Annotated in this window: 17 protein-coding genes; all 17 read left to right on the plus strand. The window is 62.2% G+C overall.

Features of this window, described 5'->3' with window-relative positions:
- Position 1: 1 nt before the first annotated feature.
- The 17 genes from ehuD to ACTJKL_RS19495 all read left to right on the plus strand — a co-directional run bounded on the left by ehuD (position 2) and on the right by ACTJKL_RS19495 (position 19,753).
- A complete protein-coding gene (gene ehuD / locus ACTJKL_RS19415; protein WP_018098471.1) occupies positions 2-664 on the plus strand; it encodes an ectoine/hydroxyectoine ABC transporter permease subunit EhuD in 663 nt (220 codons plus the stop codon).
- Positions 664-1,449 (plus strand): ectoine utilization protein EutA, encoded by a 786-nt coding sequence (gene eutA / locus ACTJKL_RS19420; protein WP_440853574.1) that lies wholly within the window; start codon positions 664-666, stop codon positions 1,447-1,449. The genes ehuD and eutA overlap by 1 nt, the downstream gene beginning before the upstream one ends.
- On the plus strand, positions 1,446-2,450 hold the full coding sequence (eutB, locus tag ACTJKL_RS19425; protein WP_440853575.1) for a hydroxyectoine utilization dehydratase EutB: 1,005 nt from the start codon (positions 1,446-1,448) through the stop codon (positions 2,448-2,450). Before eutA ends, eutB begins: the two co-directional genes overlap by 4 nt.
- Positions 2,447-3,436, plus strand: coding sequence for an ectoine utilization protein EutC (gene eutC / locus ACTJKL_RS19430; protein ID WP_440853576.1), 990 nt, complete (start codon positions 2,447-2,449; stop codon positions 3,434-3,436). The genes eutB and eutC overlap by 4 nt, the downstream gene beginning before the upstream one ends.
- A gap of 42 nt (positions 3,437-3,478) precedes the next feature.
- Positions 3,479-4,660: an ectoine hydrolase DoeA gene (gene doeA / locus ACTJKL_RS19435; protein ID WP_440853577.1), complete on the plus strand. Its 1,182-nt coding sequence runs from the start codon at positions 3,479-3,481 to the stop codon at positions 4,658-4,660.
- A gap of 4 nt (positions 4,661-4,664) precedes the next feature.
- The gene (gene doeB, locus ACTJKL_RS19440) at positions 4,665-5,669 is read left to right on the plus strand and encodes a N(2)-acetyl-L-2,4-diaminobutanoate deacetylase DoeB (RefSeq protein ID WP_440853578.1); all 1,005 of its coding nucleotides are present in this window, start codon (positions 4,665-4,667) and stop codon (positions 5,667-5,669) included.
- A 406-nt stretch (positions 5,670-6,075) separates the two neighbouring features.
- Positions 6,076-7,350 (plus strand): MFS transporter, encoded by a 1,275-nt coding sequence (locus ACTJKL_RS19445; RefSeq protein ID WP_440853579.1) that lies wholly within the window; start codon positions 6,076-6,078, stop codon positions 7,348-7,350.
- 247 nt (positions 7,351-7,597) lie between these two features.
- Complete coding sequence (locus tag ACTJKL_RS19450) at positions 7,598-8,338, plus strand: FadR/GntR family transcriptional regulator (RefSeq protein WP_100672572.1); 741 nt, start codon at positions 7,598-7,600, stop codon at positions 8,336-8,338.
- A 36-nt stretch (positions 8,339-8,374) separates the two neighbouring features.
- A complete protein-coding gene (locus tag ACTJKL_RS19455) occupies positions 8,375-9,349 on the plus strand; it encodes a sialic acid TRAP transporter substrate-binding protein SiaP (RefSeq protein WP_100672345.1) in 975 nt (324 codons plus the stop codon).
- Between the two features lie 67 nt (positions 9,350-9,416).
- Positions 9,417-9,989 carry a TRAP transporter small permease gene (locus ACTJKL_RS19460; protein ID WP_379940160.1) on the plus strand — a complete coding sequence of 191 codons (573 nt, stop codon included), beginning with the start codon at positions 9,417-9,419 and terminating at the stop codon, positions 9,987-9,989.
- 5 nt (positions 9,990-9,994) lie between these two features.
- The gene (locus ACTJKL_RS19465) at positions 9,995-11,401 is read left to right on the plus strand and encodes a TRAP transporter large permease (protein ID WP_379940158.1); all 1,407 of its coding nucleotides are present in this window, start codon (positions 9,995-9,997) and stop codon (positions 11,399-11,401) included.
- Positions 11,402-11,415: 14 nt separating this feature from the next.
- Positions 11,416-12,459: an L-idonate 5-dehydrogenase gene (locus tag ACTJKL_RS19470; RefSeq protein WP_440853580.1), complete on the plus strand. Its 1,044-nt coding sequence runs from the start codon at positions 11,416-11,418 to the stop codon at positions 12,457-12,459.
- A gap of 9 nt (positions 12,460-12,468) precedes the next feature.
- Positions 12,469-13,677, plus strand: coding sequence for a mannonate dehydratase (gene uxuA / locus ACTJKL_RS19475; RefSeq protein WP_440853581.1), 1,209 nt, complete (start codon positions 12,469-12,471; stop codon positions 13,675-13,677).
- A 254-nt stretch (positions 13,678-13,931) separates the two neighbouring features.
- The gene (locus ACTJKL_RS19480) at positions 13,932-15,626 is read left to right on the plus strand and encodes a putative bifunctional diguanylate cyclase/phosphodiesterase (RefSeq protein WP_338283232.1); all 1,695 of its coding nucleotides are present in this window, start codon (positions 13,932-13,934) and stop codon (positions 15,624-15,626) included.
- 76 nt (positions 15,627-15,702) lie between these two features.
- Positions 15,703-16,221 (plus strand): ubiquinone biosynthesis methyltransferase UbiE, encoded by a 519-nt coding sequence (locus ACTJKL_RS19485; RefSeq protein ID WP_379940150.1) that lies wholly within the window; start codon positions 15,703-15,705, stop codon positions 16,219-16,221.
- On the plus strand, positions 16,218-17,396 hold the full coding sequence (locus ACTJKL_RS19490; RefSeq protein ID WP_379940148.1) for a methyltransferase domain-containing protein: 1,179 nt from the start codon (positions 16,218-16,220) through the stop codon (positions 17,394-17,396). Before ACTJKL_RS19485 ends, ACTJKL_RS19490 begins: the two co-directional genes overlap by 4 nt.
- Entirely contained in the window at positions 17,393-19,753 is a 2,361-nt protein-coding gene (locus ACTJKL_RS19495) for a SpoIIE family protein phosphatase (protein WP_440853582.1), read from the plus strand. Before ACTJKL_RS19490 ends, ACTJKL_RS19495 begins: the two co-directional genes overlap by 4 nt.

Here is a 19,753-nt window from a genome sequence, read left to right on the forward strand (position 1 = left end):
CATGGAATGGGACTGGGAATTCGTCCGCCAGATCATGCCGACCCTCATCGAGGGGCTGAAGATCACGATCCTCGCGACGGCGCTCGGCTCGGTGGTCGCAGCGGTGATCGGTCTTGTCTTCGCCATCCTTCGGATGACCGCACCGGCTCCGATAGCGCGTGTCACGAGCTTTGCCGTCGAGTTCATCCGCGGAACGCCGCTGCTCGTGCAACTCTACTTCATCTTCTATGTGCTTCCGGACATCGGAATCCGCCTGCCTGCGCTGGTCGCCGGCGTCATCGGTCTCGGCATCCACTACGGCACCTATGCCGCCGAGGTCTATCGTGCCGGCATCGAGAACGTGCCGCGCGGACAATGGGAGGCGGCCAAAGCGGCGAACCTCACGACCCGGCAGACCTGGATACACGTGATCCTGCCGCAGGCGATTCCGCCGATGATACCGGCGCTCGCCAATTACCTGATTGCCATGTTCAAGGAGACACCCCTGCTTTCGGCAATCACGGTGCTCGAACTTATGAACCAGGCAAAGAGCATCGCCAACAGCAATTATCGCTATATCGAGCCAATGACGCTGGTCGGGGTGTTCTTCCTGATCATGAGCCTGATCTCGGTCTTCTTCCTGCGCTGGCTCGAAGAGCGATATTCCCGGGTGGAGGAGCGCTGATGAGAACCCTTGTCGCCCTCTCGCTTGCGGCGCGCAGGCCGCGTCTCGACGAGCGGCCGCTCGACAAGCGGATCGGCCTCGTCATCCTCGCCACCGACCATACGACGGAAGTCGATTTCCAGCGCATGGTCGCGTCGGACCGGATCGGGGTCTATGTCACCCGTATCCCCTACGCCAATCCGGTGACGCCGGAGAATCTGCGGGCGATGCAGCCGTCGCTCACCGAAGCGGCAGCCTTGATCCTGCCGGACGAGACCCTGGACGTCGTCATGTATTCCTGCACCTCGGCCTCCGTGGTCATCGGCGACAGGGAGGTGGCTGCGGCGATCAAGGCCGCAAAGCCGGAGGCGGCCGTCGTGACGCCGACGGCCGCTTCGGTCCAAGGCTTGCGTGCACTGGATGCAAACAGGATTTCGGTGCTCACCCCTTACACGATCGAGACCAGCCGGCCCATGGCCGACTATTTCGCCGAGCGCGGCTTCGCAATCGACAGGTTTACCTGCCTGGGTCTTACCGACGACCGTGAGATGGCGCGGATCAGCCCGAAGGAGATCGTGGCCTTCGCAAAGGATGCGGCAGCGCCGGAATCGGACGCGCTTTTCATTTCCTGTACTGCCGTTCGCGCGGCAGGCGTCATCGCCGAAATCGAGCAGGCGATCGGCAAGCCGGTCGTCAGCAGCAATTACGCCACCGCCTGGGCTTGCCTCCGCCTTTGCGGCGATCGGGAAGCACGCCCGCAACTCGGACGGCTGATGGAGCTGCCACTCGAGGGGGAAAGGCCGTGAGCGCTTCTCTTCCCGTAACGATCGACGACATCGAGGTGGCGGCACGACGCATTTCCGGCCGTGTACTTACGACGCCGCTGGCAATGTCGGGCTCGTTGAGCGAGCTCTGCGGCGTGCCGGTCGGCTTGAAGCTCGAGCACCACCAGACGACCGGAAGCTTCAAGCTGCGCGGCGCGACCAATGCGGTGCTTTCGCTTTCTGCCGGCGACCGGGCGCTCGGCGTGATCGCGGCCTCGACCGGCAATCATGGCCGGGCACTTGCCCATGCTGCAAAGGCGGAAGGCTCGGTCGCTACAATCTGCATGTCGCACCTGGTGCCCGTGAACAAGGTCTCCGAAATCAGACGCCTCGGCGCCAATGTGCGGATTGTCGGCAATTCCCAGGACGAGGCGCAGGAAGAAGTCGAACGGCTCGTTGCGGAAAATGGTCTCGTGATGGTGCCGCCCTTCGACCATCCGGCGATCGTCGCAGGACAGGGGACGCTCGGGCTCGAGGTCGTGGCGCAGATGCCGGACGTTGCCATGGTGCTTGTACCCGTCTCGGGTGGCGGGCTGGCGGCCGGGGTGGCGGCAGCCGTCAAGGCGCGAAGACCGGCGACCCGTATCATAGGCCTGACGATGGAGCGCGGCGCGGCGATGAAGGCGAGCTTCGCCGCCGGCACACCCGTGCTCGTCGACGAACAGCCGAGCCTTGCGGATTCGCTCGGCGGCGGCATCGGCCTCGACAATCGCGTCACGTTCCGCATGTGCCGGGACCTCCTCGACGACATCATCCTTCTGACGGAAGCCGAAATCGCCGCCGGCATGCGCCACGCCTATGCCGAGGAGCGCGAGATCGTCGAAGGGGCGGGCGCCGTCGGCATTGCGGCGCTTCTCGCCGGCAAGATCAAGGACGTCGACGGTCCCATCGCGGTCATTCTCTCGGGGCGCAACGTCGACATGGACCTGCATCTGCGCGTGATGAACGGCGAAACGGATCCATTCCGCGAGGAGACGGCATGACACGGATGAAAATACTGACCGAGGCGGAACTGCGGCGCATCGTGCCGCTCGATCGCGAAGCGGTTGCCTGCGTTGAGGATGCGTTCCGCGCTCTCGCCACCAAGGCGGTGGCGATGCCGCCCATCCTGAGGCTCGATATTCCGGAGCATCGCGGCGAGGTGGACGTCAAGACGGCCTATGTGCCGGGGCTCGACGGTTTTGCGATCAAGATCAGCCCGGGCTTCTTCGACAATCCGAAGATCGGCCTGCCGAGCACCAACGGTCTGATGGTGCTTCTGTCCAGCAAAACCGGGCTGGTGCAGGCACTGCTGCTCGACAACGGCTATCTGACCGACGTGCGTACGGCGGCGGCAGGGGCGGTCGCGGCGAAACATCTGTCGCGGGAAGATTCCTCGGTGGCCGCGGTCTTCGGCGCCGGCATGCAGGCAAGGCTTCAGCTCGAAGCGCTCGCGCTCGTGCGCCCGATCCGGGAAGCACGCATCTGGGCCCGCGATGCGGCCAAGGCTGAAACCGCGGCCGCTGCTTTTGCCGGGAAGTTCGGCTTTCCGATCAAAGCCGAAACCGATCCGAGAGCGGCCATCGCAGGTGCCGACATCATCGTCACCACGACGCCGTCGGAGACGCCGGTCCTCAAGGCCGAATGGCTCGAGCCGGGGCAGCACGTCACGGCCATGGGTTCGGACGCCGAACACAAGAACGAACTGGACCCGCATGCGATCGCCCGCGCGACTTACGTCGCCGACAGCCTCAAACAGACACGCAGGCTCGGCGAGCTGCATCACGCGATTGCCGCTCATCTCGTGTCGGCGGAGGCCGAGTTCCCTGAACTCGGCCAGGTGATCGCCGGTCTGAAACCCGGACGCACGCGCGCCGACGAGATCACCATTGCCGACCTGACCGGCACCGGCATCCAGGACACAGCCATCGCCACGCTCGCCTTCGCGCGGGCCAACGCGGCGGACGCAGGCACCACATTGGAAAGTTGAGACCGGCACCCTGCAAGGGGCCGGAAGAACGAGGGAAGAGACATGACCCAACCCAACCTCAAATTCTCCCTTGGAGAATATGAAGCGCGGCTTGCGAAGACCCGAAAGGCGATGGAGGCGAAAGGCGTCGACCTCCTGATCGTGAGCGATCCTTCCAACATGGCCTGGCTCACCGGCTATGACGGCTGGTCCTTCTACGTGCATCAGGCGGTCATCGTGCCGCCTTCGGGCGAACCGATCTGGTTCGGCCGCGGCCAGGATGCGAATGGCGCGAAGCTGACTGCCTATCTCGATCACAAGAATATCGTCGGCTATCCCGACCATTACGTGCAGTCGACCGAACGCCACCCGATGGACTATCTCTCGGGCATTCTCGCCGATCGCGGCTTTGGTTCGCTCAGCATCGGTGTCGAAATGGACAATTACTGGTTCTCGGCGGCCGCCTTCGCCTCGCTGCAGAAACACCTGCCCAATGCGCGTTTCAGCGACGCCACGGCGCTGGTGAACTGGCAGCGTGCGGTCAAGAGCGAGACCGAGATCAAATACATGCGCAACGCGGCGCGGATCGTCGAAGCCATGCATCAGCGCATCTTCGAGAAGATCGAAGTGGGTATGCGCAAGTGCGACCTGGTGGCGGAAATCTACGATGCGGGTACGCGCGGCGTCGACGGCATCGGCGGCGACTATCCGGCGATCGTGCCGCTTCTTCCTTCCGGCGTCGAGGCATCCGCGCCGCATCTCACCTGGGACGACCGGCCGATGAAGCGGGGCGAGGGCACCTTCTTCGAAATCGCCGGCTGCTACAACCGCTATCATGTGCCGCTGTCGCGCACGGTGTTCCTGGGTAAGCCGACCCAGGCCTTTCTGGACGCCGAGAAGGCGACGATCGAGGGCATGGAGGCAGGGCTCGCCGTCGCCAAGCCGGGCAACACCTGCGAGGACATCGCGAACGCCTTCTTCGCCGTGCTGAAGAAATACGGGATCGTCAAGGACAACCGCACGGGCTACCCGATCGGTCTTTCCTATCCGCCGGATTGGGGCGAGCGCACGATGAGCCTGCGTCCGGGCGACAAGACGGAACTGAAGCCGGGGATGACATTCCACTTCATGACGGGGCTCTGGCTCGAGGATATGGGGTTCGAAACCACCGAGAGCATTCTCATCACCGAGAGCGGTGTCGAGTGCCTCGCCTCCGTGCCGCGCAAGCTGATGGTCAAGGACTGAGAGCATGAGGGAGCACCACTTGCGGCCGTCGCCGATCAGCGCGACGGTCGATTTCGAGGCCGATGGCGTCCAGCACGGCTTCCTGCGCCTTCCCTATAGTCGCGATGATTCCGCGTGGGGTTCGGTGATGATTCCGATTACCGTGGTCAAGAACGGGCAGGGCCCGACTGCCCTCCTCACGGGCGGCAATCACGGCGATGAATACGAGGGGCCGATCGCGCTCTTCGATCTCGCCCGCAAGCTGGATGCGGCTGACGTCGAGGGAAGGGTGATCATCGTTCCGGCGATGAATTACCCGGCCTTCCAGGCGCAGACGCGGACGTCGCCGATCGACAAGGGCAACATGAACCGCAGCTTCCCGGGGAGGCCGGATGGAAAGGTCACCGAGAAAATCGCGGATTACTTCCAGCGTGTCCTGCTGCCGCTCGCCGACATCGTGCTCGATTTCCATTCGGGCGGAAAGACGCTCGACTTCCTGCCTTTCTGTGCGGCGCACATCCTGCCCGACAAGGCCCAGGAAGCGAAAGCTTTCGACTTCGTCCGGGCGTTCGGGGCGCCCTATTCCATGAAGATGCTGGAGATCGACGCGGTCGGAATGTACGACACCGCGGCCGAGGAGATGGGCAAGATCTTCATCACGACGGAGCTCGGCGGTGGCGGTTCGGCGACTGCCCGGACCGCTTCGGTTGCAAAGCGCGGCGTAGCGAACGTGCTGAGGCATGCCGGGATACTCAAGGGCGAGATCGAGGCGGGACCCACCAAATGGCTGGACATGCCCAGCGACGATTGTTTCGCTTTCGCCGAGGATGGCGGTCTCGTCGAGTTCCTCATCGACCTTGGCGAAGCGGTCGACCGCGGCGCAGTGATCGCGTGCATCTATCCGATCGGACGCACCGGTGTCGCACCGATCGAGGTTCGAGCCAAGATGGATGGCGTTCTGGTGGCCCGACATAACCCCGGGCTGATCAAGTCGGGCGACTGCTGCGCAGTCCTGGGTGTCGAGGTATAGATCTAGTCCAGCCCGGAGTCGTAGGACTTCTTGCAAGGGACCCGCCTCCGGACTTGCTCCGGACGGCGGGTCTTTGCCTGTCTGCGAAGCGCAAATGCGGCCTGCACGATAATTGGGCATGACGTGGCGCGCGGCCCAATATTTGGCCATGCCGGCAGGGTACATGAAACGCGCGCCCGCTAATCTTTTGAATTCTCTCCCGCCTTCCGTGAATTTCGGTTTGGCACGCTGCTTGCATCCAATCCTTTGAGCCCGAGCAAGCCACCGGTGGCGCCCAATGTCGCGCGCCATGAGCAAGGTTGCCGGAGAGGATCGACGCACCCCTTTGGGTGAGTGCGATGCCTGCTCGCGGCTATTCCCATGATCAACGACGCGTATCGCGCGAGGTATCGCGCAGGGAGATATCATGTCCGCTCTTCACCAGACGCAGTCGACCTATAAGGGCGCATCAGGACGCGCCTTGTGGGTCTCAACGGGTGCATTTACGATCTGTTTCGCCATATGGACCATTTTTTCGATCATCGGCGTGCGCATAAAGGATGAACTGGGCCTGAGCGAAGCCGAGTTCGGGCTCCTGATCGGCATGCCGATCCTGACCGGCTCGCTCGTCCGCATCGTGCTGGGCATCTGGACCAGCCGCTATGGCGGCCGCCTCGTCTACACGATCACCTTGCTGGCGGCAGCACTCGCCACCTTCCTGCTCGCTCATGCCACGACCTATCCGCAGATGCTCCTTGCAGGGCTCGGCGTCGGACTGGCGGGAGGCTCCTTTGCCGTTGGGGTCGCCTATGTCTCGCCCTTCTTTCCGCCGGAAAAACAGGGCACGGCCCTCGGGATTTTCGGTGCCGGCAACGTCGGAGCCGCGGTCACGAAATTTCTGGCGCCATTCGTTCTCGTCGCCTTCGGCTGGCAGGCCGTCGCGCAGGTCTGGGCGGCCGCGCTTTTCGTCACGGCGGTTGTCTTCTGGCTCTCGACGGAAGACGATCCGCAATTCCGCGCCCGCCGCGATGTTGGTGCGCCCAGGAAGAGCTTCCTTAGAGAATTCGAGCCACTCAAGAACGTTCAGGTCTGGCGCTTCTCGCTCTACTACTTCTTTTCATTCGGTGGTTTCGTGGCGCTCGCGCTCTGGCTGCCGCGCTATCTCGTCGGCGTCTACGGTTTCGACATCGAGACTGCGGGCATGATCGCCGCCGCCTATTCCATTCCCGGCAGCATCTTCCGCGCATATGGCGGCGCTTTGTCGGACAAGCTCGGGGCCCGCAAGATCATGTATGCGATGTTCGCCGTGTCTGCCGTCGCGACGGCCATTCTGTCGATACCCGCAGGTGCGGCCGGCGGTGCGATGCCGATCCTGGTGACCCCAATCGTCTTCGTCGTCGTAACCTTCGTGCTCGGCTTCGTCATGAGCCTCGGCAAGGCGGCGGTCTACAAGCACATACCCGTCTATTATCCCTCCCATGTGGGCGCCGTCGGCGGCATCGTCGGCATGATGGGCGGGCTCGGTGGCTTCGTCCTGCCGATCGCCTTCGGCTTCCTTAAGGATGTGACCGGCCTTTGGTCCAGCTGCTTCATGCTGCTCTTCGTCATCGTAGCCGTTTCCATGGTCTGGATGAATGTCTCGATCCGGCAGATCAAGCGCGAGGCCGACCGAGGTGTCCCGGCCGGCGCGCTTGCGCAATAGCCCGTTCGGATCGACGCTCCGCCGGGCCGTCGTGGTCCGCGGATCCGTGCGTCGCGATATCCACTTCCCCTGCAGGGATAGCCAATTCCCTGCCGACTGCCCGGCATTCTGCCGGGCATTTTTGTTGGAGGCGGTACTTGTCATGAGGCAGCGGTCACCGTTGACACGAACGCAAGCACGAGTAATGTGTAGCGATTGGTATGACCACTTGGCCACCTGGCCGCAGGTCGCCTCAACGGGGATCATGATGTTCTCTGCCGTGGAATCGCGTCGCCTCTATCGCCAGGTGGCGGATCAGATGCGAGCCCTAATCGAAAGGGGCGAACTGGCGCACGGGTCGCGGCTTCCGGCGGAGCGCGAGCTGGCGCAGATGTTCGGCGTTTCGCGACCCACCATCCGAGAAGCGCTGATAGTGCTCGAAGTGGAAGGCTTCATCGACATCCGCATGGGTTCGGGCATCTATGTAACGGCGCGTCCGGCGCCGGCGGCCGATGCGCCGCCCGAGGATTTCGAAGGCCCTTTCGAACTGCTGCGGGCCAGGGCCGTGGTCGAATGCGCCATCGCCGAGGAAGCGGCGCGGCTGGCACGCCCGGAGCATATTTCCGTTCTCGACGATAATCTTGCCCGGATGGCCGCCGCACTCGAGGATCGCCGCCTCGCGCTTGCGATCGATCGCGAGTTTCACGTCATCGTCTCGAGCATCATTGCCAATGCGACTCTGAACCGCTTCGTCGGCAGCATCCACGACATGCGCATGACGCCCTATTTCGAAAAGCTGGCGAGCTATTTCGAAAACACCGAGACCTGGCGGGCAGCGATGGAGGAGCATCGCGTCATCCGCGACGCGATCGCGCTCGGGGATCCCGCCGCCGCGCGCGCAGCCATGCGGGCGCATCTCGACCAGTCTCAGCTTCGCCTGTCCGCGAGCTTCGATGAGGAGCCGTCAGACAGCACGATACCCGCCGCGTGGAGGCGCGTCGGGCGGTAATCCACACAGCGACGATTTCACTTTGGGAGGAAAAAGATGACGATCAGACTGCTGACGCTACTCGGTGCCACCGCGACCATCCTGGCATCAGCTCTATCGGCTCATGCGCAAACGGCGCTCAAATGGGCCCATGTCTACGAAACGTCGGAGCCGTTCCATACCGAGTCCGTCTGGGCGGCGGAAGAGATCGCCAAACGCACCGAGGGGCGTTACAAGATCGACGTGTTCCCGGCGTCGCAGCTCGGCAAGGAAGCGGATATCAATCAGGGCCTGAAGCTCGGCACCGTCGATATAATCATTTCAGGCTCGAGCTTCGCCGCGCGCGACTATGCGCCGATCGGCGTCACCTATTTTCCCTATATCTTCCGCGACCCCGCCCATATGATCGCTTATACCAAGAGCGACGTATTCAAGCGTCTGGCCGCGGGATATGAAGAGGCCTCGGGCAACCATATCACCGCCGTCACCTATTACGGTACGCGCCACACCACATCGAACAGGCCGATTGCCAAATGCGCCGACATGCAAGGCCTGAAGATGCGTGTGCCGGACGTACCGGCATATCTCGCCATGCCGCGGGCCTGCGGTGCCAACACCACCCCGATCGCCTTTGCCGAGGTCTATCTCGCGCTCCAGAACGGCACCGTCGAGGCTCAGGAAAATCCGCTGACGACGATCGAGGCGAAGAAGTTCTTCGAAGTGCAGAAACATATCGTTCTGACGGGCCACATCGTCGATCATCTGAACACGGTCGTTTCGAAGAACCTCTGGTCGCAGCTCTCCGATGCCGACAAGCAGATCTTCACCGAGGTGATGCAGGAGGCGGCCGTGCGTGCTACCAAGATCATCGAAGAGCGCGAAAAGGAGCTCGTGGCCACCTTCAAGGAGCGTGGCATCGAAGTGACCGAGGTCGACAGGGCCGATTTCGAGAAGACCGTCAATGAAAAGGTGAAGCTCGAAGACTTCGGCTACAACAAGGAAGACTGGGAGGCCATCCGCGCCATCAAGTGAACCACTCTCGCCGGCTCGCCCTCCATGGCGGGCCGGCGTTTCGTTTTTCCAGACGCCGGATGATGCCATGTCCCAGGAAGTCCATTTGCAAACGACGCCCGAAGAAATCGCCCATGCCTTCGAAGAGGCTCCGCCAGCCGCGGATCTCTCCAATTATGCCTTCGAGGATTGGGTGACGCTCGCCGTCTTCTGGCTGATGACCGGATGCGTGTTCCTGCAGTTCTTCACGCGTTACGTGCTCAACGACTCCTATGCTTGGACGGAGGAGATCGCCACGAACTGCCTGATCGGCGTCGTGTTTCTGGGCTCCGTCATGTGCGTGCGCCTGTCGCGCCACATCCAGGTCGACGTGCTTTATCATTATCTGCCGCCGACCGTCGCCCGTGCCCTGGCGATCTTCGTGGATCTGGTGCGGATCGTCTTCTTCGCCTATGCCTGCTGGCTGATGTGGCGCTACGTGGCGATCGTCGCCCATGAACGTATGGTCACCGTCGATCTGCCGCGCAACATCGTCTTCTATAGCGTGACGGCCGGTTTCGTGCTGATGCTGATCCGCTCCATCCAGGTCTTCGTGGCCAATCAGCGCCGCGGCTATTCGGTTCTCGAAAAGCCCGAAGAATTCCACAAGGTCGAGGACTGATCCCCATGCTCCTGCTCGTCGGTTCCTTTCTCGTCCTCATGCTGGTCGGCGTTCCCGTCGCCATCTCCATGGCTGCAGCGTCAGTCCTCTATCTGGTTTCCTACAATGTCGCGCCCGACATCATCGCGGCGCAGCGGATGATTGCGGGCGTCGAAAGCTTTCCGCTGCTTGCGGTGCCCTTTTTCATCCTGGCCGGCAACCTCATGAACTCCGCCGGCGTCACCGGCCGCATCTATTCCTTCGCGGTCGCCCTCGTCGGCTGGATGAAGGGCGGGCTGGCACAGGTCAACATCGTCGGCTCGGTGATCTTCTCGGGGATGTCGGGCACCGCGCTTGCGGACGCCGCCGGCATCGGGACGATCGAGATTAAGGCGATGAAGGATCACGGCTATCCGGTCGATGCGGCGGTCGGCGTTACCGCCGCTTCGGCGACACTTGGTCCGATCTTCCCACCGTCGCTGCCCTTCGTCATCTACGGCATGATGGCGAACGTCTCCATCGGGGCGCTGTTCATGGCCGGTGTCGTGCCGGGCGTGGTGATGACGGTGCTGATGATGCTGACGGTGGCGATCTTCGCCTATAAGCGCGGCTGGGGCTCGGATACGCCTTTCGAATTGAAGCGGCTGCTTGCGGCATCGCTCGAGGTCGTGGTCGTGCTTGCCGTTCCGCTTCTCATCTATCTCCTGATGGCGGCCGGACTGTCGATGAACCTTGCGGTCGGCATCGCGCTCGTGGTGCTGCTGGCCCTCGACTGGTATTTCGACTTTTCCGCCGTCATGGCGCTGATGACGCCAATCATTCTGATCGGCGGCATGACCATGGGGTGGTTCACGCCGACGGAAGCGGCCGTCGCCGCCGTGATCTGGTCGCTGTTCCTGGGGCTGGTCCGCTACCGCACGATGACGATGTCGACGCTTGCCCGTGCGACCTTCGACACGATCGAGACGACGGCATCGGTGCTCTTCATCGTCACGGCGGCGTCGATCTTCGCATGGCTCCTGACGGTCAGTCAGGCCGCGCAGATGCTCTCCGGCGCGATCCTGACGATCACCGACAACAAATGGGTTTTCCTCATCCTGGTGAACCTTCTGATGCTCTTCGTCGGCTGTTTTCTCGATACGATCGCGGCAATCACCATATTGGTGCCCATCCTTCTGCCATTGACCGCCCAGTTCGGTATCGATCCCGTGCATTTCGGCCTGATCATGACGCTCAACCTGATGATCGGCCTGCTTCACCCGCCGCTCGGCATGGTGCTTTTCGTACTGTCGCGGGTGGCGAAGCTCTCGGTCGAGCGAACGACGATGGCGATCCTGCCATGGCTTGTGCCGCTGTTCATCGCTCTCATTCTGATCACCTTCGTTCCGGCTGTGGTATTGTGGCTGCCGCAGTCCGTGGGACTGATCCGCTGATGTCGGGAGCACCCATGCGCACACGCCTTGCCCGGCTTTACGGCCCACGTGATCTTCGGCTGGAAGTCGCCGACGTTCCTGCGCCGGGGGATGGCGAGGTGCTTTTGAAGATGGCCGCAGGCGGCATTTGCGGCTCGGATCTTCACTATTACCGGGACGGGGGATTCGGGCCCGTCCGGGTTCGTGAGCCGATCATACCCGGCCACGAGGCCTCGGGCCGCGTCGCGGCGCTCGGGGCCGGCGTCTCCGGCCTTGCTGTCGATGATTTGGTGGCGGTCAACCCGAGCCAGCCTTGCGGGACCTGCCGCTTTTGCGGCGAAGGCCTCCCGGTCCACTGCCTCGATATGCGCTTCCTGGGCAGTGCAATGCGTCTCCCCCACACGCAGGGCATGTTCCGCGACTGGCTGGTGGTTCCGGCCGTCCAATGTCATCCAGCGGGCTCGCTGGTCAGCCCTGGCGAGGCAGCCTGCGCCGAGCCGCTGGCGGTCTGTCTTCACGCGGTCGCCCAGGCCGGCGAAATCAGGGGAAAGAAGATACTCGTCACCGGAGCGGGGCCGATTGGCGCGCTCGTGGTGGCGGCGACGCGCCATGCGGGAGCCGATGAGATCGTGGTAACGGATCTGGCCGATGCGGCACTCGACAGAGCGAGGGCCATGGGCGCGACCCGCACCGTCAATGTGCGTCGCGATCCGGCTGGTCTTGCCGCCTACGAGGCCGACAAGGGCCAGTTCCATGTGGCCTTCGAGTGCTCGGCCGCCGAACCGGCACTGCGCAGCGCGGTCGCGGCAGTTCGGCCGCGCGGCACGATCGTACAGGTCGGCGTGACGGGCGAAATCAACCTGCCGCTCCATTCGCTGGTCGGCAAGGAATTGCGGCTCGTCGGATCGCAGCGGTTCGACCGAGAATTCGCCATTGCCGTCGCGCTCATCTCTAATCGCCGGATCGACGTGCGGCCGATCATTTCCCATCAGTTTCCGGTCGACGAGGCGGTTCGGGCCTTCGAGCAGGCCGGCGATCGATCCGCCGCCTGCAAGGTGCAGCTGACATTTCTTTCCTGAGGAGTTCACATGCGACATACATGGCGTTGGTTCGGGCCGGTGGACCGGGTGAGCGTTCAAGATGCAGCGCAAGCCGGTGCGCAGGGGATCGTAAGCGCGCTGCACCATATTCCGACCGGCGACGTCTGGCCCGTTGAAGAGATCGGCAAGCGGCAGGAGGAGGTCCGCGCAGGCGGGTTGGAGTGGGAGGTTGTGGAAAGCGTGCCCGTTTCCGAGTCCATCAAGACTCAGACCGGTCCCTGGCGCGAGCACATCGCCAATTGGCAGGAAACGCTGCGTCGTCTTTCATCCGCCGGCATCCACACGGTTTGCTACAATTTCATGCCGGTCCTCGACTGGACCCGCACCGATCTGCGCTGGACCGCGCGCCACGGCGCCAAGGCGATGCGCTTCGACCGGATCGACTTTGCGGCCTTCGACCTCCATCTCCTTGAGCGGCCGGGCGCTTACGAGGACTACGACGCGCCGACGGTGGAGGCGGCCGAGCGGCGGTTTCGTGAAATGACCGAGGAGCGGCGGCTCGCGCTCTCCCGCAATATCGGCGCGGGGCTTCCCGGCTCTGCCGACGGCTACAGTCTGCCGCAGCTTCGAGAGCATCTGCGCGCCTATGACGGCGTCGGTCGCGAAAAACTGCAGCGTCACCTTGTAGAGTTCCTCGCGGAAGTGACGCCGGTGGCGGAACGGGCGGGCATCAACATCTGTGCCCATCCCGACGATCCGCCCTGGGCGCTGCTCGGCCTGCCGCGCATTCTCTCGAACGCCGAAGATTACGCCTTCATGCTGCGGGAGGTCGACAGCCCGGCCAATGGTGTCACCCTCTGCACGGGTTCTCTCGGCGCCCTTGCCGTCAACGATCTGCCGGCCATGGCCCGCCAGTTCGCGTCCCGAATTCATTTCGTCCACCTGCGCAACGTCCATCGCGAGGAGGAACGGACACCCTGTTCCTTCTACGAGGACGAGCATCTGCAGGGCGACACGGACATGGTGGCGGTCATTGCCGAACTGCTCAAGGAAGAGCAGCGGCGGCGCGCCGCCGGACGGGCGGACCACCAGATTCCGATGCGGCCGGATCACGGGCAGGAGATTCTCGACGACCTCTCCCGTGGGGCCCAGCCCGGCTATCCGGCGATCGGCCGACTGAAAGGGCTCGCAGAATTGCGCGGCATAGAGCGGGCTCTCTCGCACGCGACCTATGGTCTGCCTGCCGCGAGAAGTTGATCCTTGCGCCGTAGCGTCCGGAAACCGGTCCATCGAGACAAGATGGATCGGCCGCGGCTGCGTGCCCGCAGCCGAGTTCAACCCTTAGCCATCTTTCCGCCGGAATCACGCAAATTAACTCTCTGCAGTCGTGCGCCATTGACCGCGACACGTTCCGCGATAATTTTTCTGGGAATGGCAGGGTTGCATCGAAGATAGCGAACTGTAGCCTCAGGGGCTTGCTCGGGCGACACGGAACGGAAGGAAAGGCGAGGATGCCGGACGGCGATACGACACTGCCTGCTTCATCTTCCGTCGAGTCCGACTTTTTCGCCGGTTCCGACGAACTTGTCTCGCTTTATGACGCGAGTTTTCAGCTCGTCGAATGCACGCCGCGGCACAGACAGACCTATGCCGTCGATTCTCTCGTCGAGGCGTCCCTTTGGCACATCTATCCGGAACTGCTGGCGCCCGGACCGAAGTCCGCCGTCGAATTCGTCGTCGCAAGCGGATTGCCGCGAACCGTCGAGATTGCCCATGCATCGACCGGGAGCCGACGCACGCTCGTCATTTTCCGCAGTGCGCGCGGCATCGGGGTCGTCGAAGCTGAAAGCAGTTCCACCTACCGCGAAGCGTTCAGTCAGGGCGAGAGCGATCGTGCTCTTCTCCTGCATCAGGCGACCCATGACGTTCTCACTGGGTTGCCTAACCGGCGGCAGTTCAGCGATCAGCTGCGGGGCGCATTGCCTGTGCCTAACGGCGTCCGATTGGCGCTCATGCAGATCGACCTCGACGATTTCAAGCCGATCAACGACACATTGGGACACGGGGCAGGCGACGCCGTTCTCAAGATGGCGGCGGACCGGATCAGGAGCGTCCTGAGGGATCGGGAATTCGCCTACCGTCTGGCCGGGGACGAGTTCGCGGTCATTCAGTGGAGGGCCGATCAGCCGAGCGAAGCAGAACGTCTGGCAGACGCACTGATCAACGCGTTCAAGGAACCGTTCACGGTCGAGGGCATCAACGTCTTCGTCGGAGCAAGCGTCGGAATTGCCGTCGCGCCGGCGGACGGCAACGAGGTCGAGCAACTGATGAAAGCTGCCGATATCGCGCTTTATGCTGCGAAGAAGGACGGTCGGGGCCGGTCAAGCACGTTCAGCCGCTCGATGCTCATGGTGCTGGAACAAAGGGAAATGTTGCGCCGAAGCCTGCGCACCGCCCTTCAGGAGGGGCAGTTCTTCCTTGAATATCAGCCCTTGGTGAAGCCCTCCTCGGCGGTGGTCGGCTTCGAAGCCCTTTTGCGCTGGCGTCACCCACTGGTCGGCATCATCCCTCCGAGTGTCTTCATTCCGATGGCGGAAGCCGACGGTTTGATGAGCGATATCGGGCGATGGCTGCTGGAGCGGGCGTGCCGGGCTGCCATGGACTGGCCGTCCCACTTCACGATCGCCGTCAATCTCTCTCCCGCCGAATTCCTTCACGAGGGGCTTACGGACCGCGTGGCCCAGACGCTCGACCTGGTCGGCATGCGCGCAGACCGTCTCGAGCTCGAAATCACCGAGTCGGTGCTTCTGGAGCGTACGACCAACAACCTCGATACGCTCAATACTTTGAATGTATTAGGCGTGCAGATTTCGCTTGATGATTTCGGCACCTTCTATTCGTCGCTGAGCTACCTGAAGAATTTCCCCTTCGACACGATCAAGATCGACCAATATTTCATTAGGGACCTGGAAAGGGACGAGAAGAGCCAGACGATCGTGCGCTCCATCATCGCGCTCGCCCACGGCCTCGGCATGGATGTTACCGCCGAAGGAGTGGAGACCGCGGAGCAAGCAGCCTGGCTCAGGAATGAAGGCTGCGATCGCCTGCAGGGATATTTTCTGGGCATGCCGATGCGCGCGGAAGCGATAGCCGACTTTATCCGCAAAACGCCGGCCATCCCTGCGGCAGGTTTTCAACGAAGATGAGGGGGTCAATGCCGGGAATTATTTCGGGCAGTCATTGAATTTCGCGTCGCTTTTTTTGCGTAACGGAGGAAGCCGCATGCACGGAGCCGAGAACCAGCCCACGGAAGCCGCTTTCGAGCCCTTGCTCCAGTTCGAGATGGAGATGGGCGCCTTTCTTTCCGATTGGAACCATTGCGATCAGCTGTCGACCTTCATGGCGCGAATGATAAGTCACAATCGCACTGATCCCGTTCGCCACTCGAATTTCTTCTCCTCCGCCTTGAACGAACTTCTCGAGGTCTCGTTTCGCAGCGGCTCCCCCGACGGCCGGATCGGCTGTGCGGTTTATCGATGGGGGCCGACTGAGCGGGTGGAGCTTACGTTCCCGTGCCCGCCCGGGCAGAGGCAGTTTTATCGCGAGGCGGTGTCGAAGACCCGCGACGGCGACGCCCATGCGCGCTACCTTGATTCCATCTCCACCGATCTCGCACCGAGTCGCGAGGCCGTTCTTCTGGACTTGTCGATCAATTTCGATGCCGACGTCCGGCTCGACGAAAGCGATCCGCCATCGATCAAGCTTGTCGTGGATCTGCCTCTTGAAGGAGTGGTGAGGTGAGTACGACAGCGTTTGCAGTTCCCTTCAAGGTGGAATTCGACCCGAACAGTCAGGAATTCGCTCTTTCCGGGGTGATGCGGCCGCGCTCGGCCGACGAGATTGCCGCAAGCATATCGATGCTCAAAGGCGCAATCGAAGAGGTGCGGGGCGTTCTCTACATCAACGTCAAGCGCCTGGTACAGATGAACAACACGGCCTATCACGCCTTCGCGCGCGTCCTTCTCGATGCCTGCCGCACGCGGTCGGACATTCGCTTCGTCGTCGTGACCTCGAGCGTCGTGGGCTGGACCGAGCGCATGTTCGCCCATTTGAACAGGATCGAGCCGCAAGTGACCGTCGAGGTCTACGACTCGAAGTTCTATCCCGGGCAGAGCTTCGTAGAAAATACGAGCTTCATCCCGATCCTTCGCACACAGACGAAAATGACCTGGCGCCACGAGCGCACGATCCTCCCGCGTCACGGCCTGCGCCCGGGTATGACGATGGCGGACATATGTTGCGGCATCGGCGACTTCGCCATGCTGGCTCGAAAGGAGTTCCAGCCGGCACGCATCGTCGCACTCGACCATTCGAAGGCGAGCCTCGCTTATGCGCGCGATGTGGCGTCCGGTTTCGGCGTCACGGATATCGAATATACCTATGGCGATGCCTCCGAGATGCTGCTGGAGGATAACCAGTTCGATTTCGTCACCTGCCGCCACTCGCTGCAGATCTTCAATCAGCCGGACGTGCTCCTGAAGGAACTCTTCCGCATTTGCAAGCCGGGCGGGCGCGTCTATATAACCAACGAGAAAAATTCGCACTGTCTCGGCGAGCCGCGCGCACAGAGCATTCAATGGACCTACAACGAGGTCGCGAGGCTGTTCAGCCATTTCGAGATGGATGTGGAGCTCGGACCGAAGAGCAAGCGCTATCTTGTTGATGCCGGCTTTGACGATATCATCGTCGAATCGTTCATGGTCACCAATCTCGACGGAGACCCTCAAGACTTCGCCGATATCATCGCCGCCTGGGAGAACGTCTATGCCGGTGAAATGGCCGTAAAGCGCGGCGACCCGCCCGAGTTCATCGAACGATTCCGGCAGGGTTTCCGGGATCATATTTTTGCGGCTCTCCATCCCAAGGGTTATGCCGGCTGGCCGATCTGGGCGGCCTCGGGGCGCAAGCCGCTATGAGCCTGCCCGGGGAAAACACCTCCCGTTTGGGCCTGCGCTCCTTCCGCGCCAAGTTCGTGCTGGTCGTCGGAAGCGCGGTGCTCTTCGATCTGCTCGTCACCGGCGGTCTTGCGCTCTGGAACGTGCAGAGACTTTCCCGCGACGCGGCGGCGGAAGTCGGCCGCGGCCTCGAGGAGGCCAACCAGGACTATATCCGCTCCTATGCGGCAACCACGGCCGCCCGGGTCAACCTGCTGCTCAACCAGGTCCACTCCGATGTGGGCACATTGGCGGGCGTTCTCCAGGAGCAGATCGATCGGCCGGTGAGAAAATCGGAAATCGGGGAGGCGATGGCGCGCGGTGCGCCGGGAACGGTGACGGTCGCCTACGATCAGAAAGGGGGATGGGCTCAGAACCTGCCGGGCCCTCCCTCGGTCGTCAGCGTCTGGGGCTATCTTCTTGATCAGAACCACGTTCCGCTTCCCGACGTGCAGACGGACATCGAGAACAGCGCGGTTCTGGACCTTGTCGCGCCGAGCCTGCTCGCAAACGGTCAGTCGAAACTGCAGATGTATTATATCGGCCCGAAAGAGCGGCCGATATTCAGGACGGCGCCCTATACCGACCAGGCGCAGACCTTTGACAAGCTCTACCCGGGACACAATTCGGCGGAGTTCTGGTCTTTCTTCTTTCCCGGGCTTTACGAATCCTGGGAACAATGGGCGCATGATCCGAAGTCACGTCCCATGAATGGCGACATCACTCAGACGGCGCCCTATACCGACGCGATTACCGGCAAGCTCATCGTGAGTTTCTTCCAGCCGCTGTGGTCGCGCGACCGCAGTCGTGTGCTGGGCGCTGCCGGCACGGATATCACGCTCGACCAGCTGGCCGAGATCGTCGAGAACGTTAAGGTTGCCGAGACCGGTTTCGGCTTTCTGACGATGTCGGACGGCAACGTCGTTGCCATCAATCCGGTTGGAGAAAAGATCATCGGCCTTCGGGCGTCGAACGCGGCCGCCAGCGGAGGTGTGACGGGTGTCGATCGCTCTCTCCGTCGTAGCGCCCAGCCGGAAATTGCACGATTGCCCTTGGGCGAGGATGGGCTGCTCAAGCATATTTTCCTTGAGGAGAACGGCGAGAGGGTACCCTATCTGGTCGTCCTGAAACAGTTGCAGCCGACCAACCTTTGGGCATCGGGCCCGGTCCGCCGTGAAGCGATGCTGCTTGGCATCGCCGTGCCCGAGCGGGAAATCTACGCTTCGCTGTTTGCCGCCCAAGCCGGGATATCGGAGGCGACCAACAGGATCTTGATTTATCAGGTCCTGGCGCTCCTCGTATCCCTGTTTTTCGTCATTGCCGCAGTATTCGCCATATCCAAGCGGATCACCGGCGGCATCAGCGCCCTTGCCAATGCCGCCAAGCGCATCGAGGCCAAGGACTATTCGGTGCGGGTCGACATTCCGACGCGTGACGAGGTCGGCGACGCCGGCGCCGCCTTCAATCGTATGGCGGAAGAGATCAGCTTCCACACCGAGAACCTCGAACAGCTGGTCGAGGATCGGACGAAAGAGATCGAGGAGGCGAACCTCCAGATATCAGCGCTGAACCAGCAGTTGCGCAGCGAGAACCTGCGTCTCGGCGCGGAACTCGCCGTTGCCCGCCATATCCAGATGATGGTCCTGCCGAAGGCCGGCGAACTCGAAGAAATTGCCGAACTGGAGATCGCCGCCTATATGCGGCCCGCCGACGAGGTCGGCGGCGACTATTACGACGTGCTGAAGGACGGAAAGCGGCTGAAGATCGGCATTGGCGACGTGACGGGGCATGGTCTCGAGAGTGGCGTGCTGATGCTGATGGTCCAATCCGTAGCCCGCGCCTTGCAGGAGATGGGCGAGATGGAGCCGGCGCAATTCCTCAATCGCGTGAACCGGGCGATCTACAAGAATCTCGTCAGGACCAGGACCAACAAGCATCTCTCCCTGGCATTTCTCGACTATGACGGCGCAAGGCTGACGCTCTCCGGTCAGCACGAGGAGCTGATCGTCATCAGAGATCTGGAAAGGGTGGAGCGGATCGACACTCTCGATCTCGGTCTGCCCATCGGTTTGGAGCCGGATATTTCCGCCTTTGTCGCAACGCGCGAAATCTCCTTCGGTCGCGGCGACATGATCATCCTCCATACCGATGGCGTGACGGAGGCGGAGAGCGGAACCGGCGAACTCTTCGGCATCGAAAGGCTCTGCGAAAGCGCGCGATGCCGCTATGGCAGCAGCGCCGAGGACGTCAAGTCCGGTATCATCGAGGATTTGATGGCACATATCGGCACCCAGAAAATTCATGACGATATCACTCTGGTGGTGATGAGGCACAGGTGA

Origin of the sequence: Sinorhizobium sp. 22678 (assembly GCF_052044265.1) — a bacterium.
In the GTDB taxonomy this organism is placed as follows: Bacteria; Pseudomonadota; Alphaproteobacteria; order Rhizobiales; family Rhizobiaceae; genus Sinorhizobium; species Sinorhizobium meliloti_A.

Excerpts from the sequence above, each read along its gene's own strand:
- ACTJKL_RS19455 (WP_100672345.1), top strand. The coding sequence starts at position 8,375 with ATGACGATCAGACTGCTGACGCTACTCGGTGCCACCGCGACCATCCTG.
- ACTJKL_RS19460 (WP_379940160.1), top strand. The coding sequence starts at position 9,417 with ATGTCCCAGGAAGTCCATTTGCAAACGACGCCCGAAGAAATCGCCCAT.
- ACTJKL_RS19495 (WP_440853582.1), top strand. The coding sequence starts at position 17,393 with ATGAGCCTGCCCGGGGAAAACACCTCCCGTTTGGGCCTGCGCTCCTTC.
- ACTJKL_RS19465 (WP_379940158.1), top strand. The coding sequence starts at position 9,995 with ATGCTCCTGCTCGTCGGTTCCTTTCTCGTCCTCATGCTGGTCGGCGTT.
- ACTJKL_RS19450 (WP_100672572.1), top strand. The coding sequence starts at position 7,598 with ATGTTCTCTGCCGTGGAATCGCGTCGCCTCTATCGCCAGGTGGCGGAT.
- ACTJKL_RS19480 (WP_338283232.1), top strand. The coding sequence starts at position 13,932 with ATGCCGGACGGCGATACGACACTGCCTGCTTCATCTTCCGTCGAGTCC.
- eutC (WP_440853576.1), top strand. The coding sequence starts at position 2,447 with ATGACACGGATGAAAATACTGACCGAGGCGGAACTGCGGCGCATCGTG.
- eutA (WP_440853574.1), top strand. The coding sequence starts at position 664 with ATGAGAACCCTTGTCGCCCTCTCGCTTGCGGCGCGCAGGCCGCGTCTC.
- uxuA (WP_440853581.1), top strand. The coding sequence starts at position 12,469 with ATGCGACATACATGGCGTTGGTTCGGGCCGGTGGACCGGGTGAGCGTT.
- ACTJKL_RS19485 (WP_379940150.1), top strand. The coding sequence starts at position 15,703 with ATGCACGGAGCCGAGAACCAGCCCACGGAAGCCGCTTTCGAGCCCTTG.
- doeB (WP_440853578.1), top strand. The coding sequence starts at position 4,665 with ATGAGGGAGCACCACTTGCGGCCGTCGCCGATCAGCGCGACGGTCGAT.
- doeA (WP_440853577.1), top strand. The coding sequence starts at position 3,479 with ATGACCCAACCCAACCTCAAATTCTCCCTTGGAGAATATGAAGCGCGG.
- ACTJKL_RS19470 (WP_440853580.1), top strand. The coding sequence starts at position 11,416 with ATGCGCACACGCCTTGCCCGGCTTTACGGCCCACGTGATCTTCGGCTG.
- ACTJKL_RS19445 (WP_440853579.1), top strand. The coding sequence starts at position 6,076 with ATGTCCGCTCTTCACCAGACGCAGTCGACCTATAAGGGCGCATCAGGA.
- ehuD (WP_018098471.1), top strand. The coding sequence starts at position 2 with ATGGAATGGGACTGGGAATTCGTCCGCCAGATCATGCCGACCCTCATC.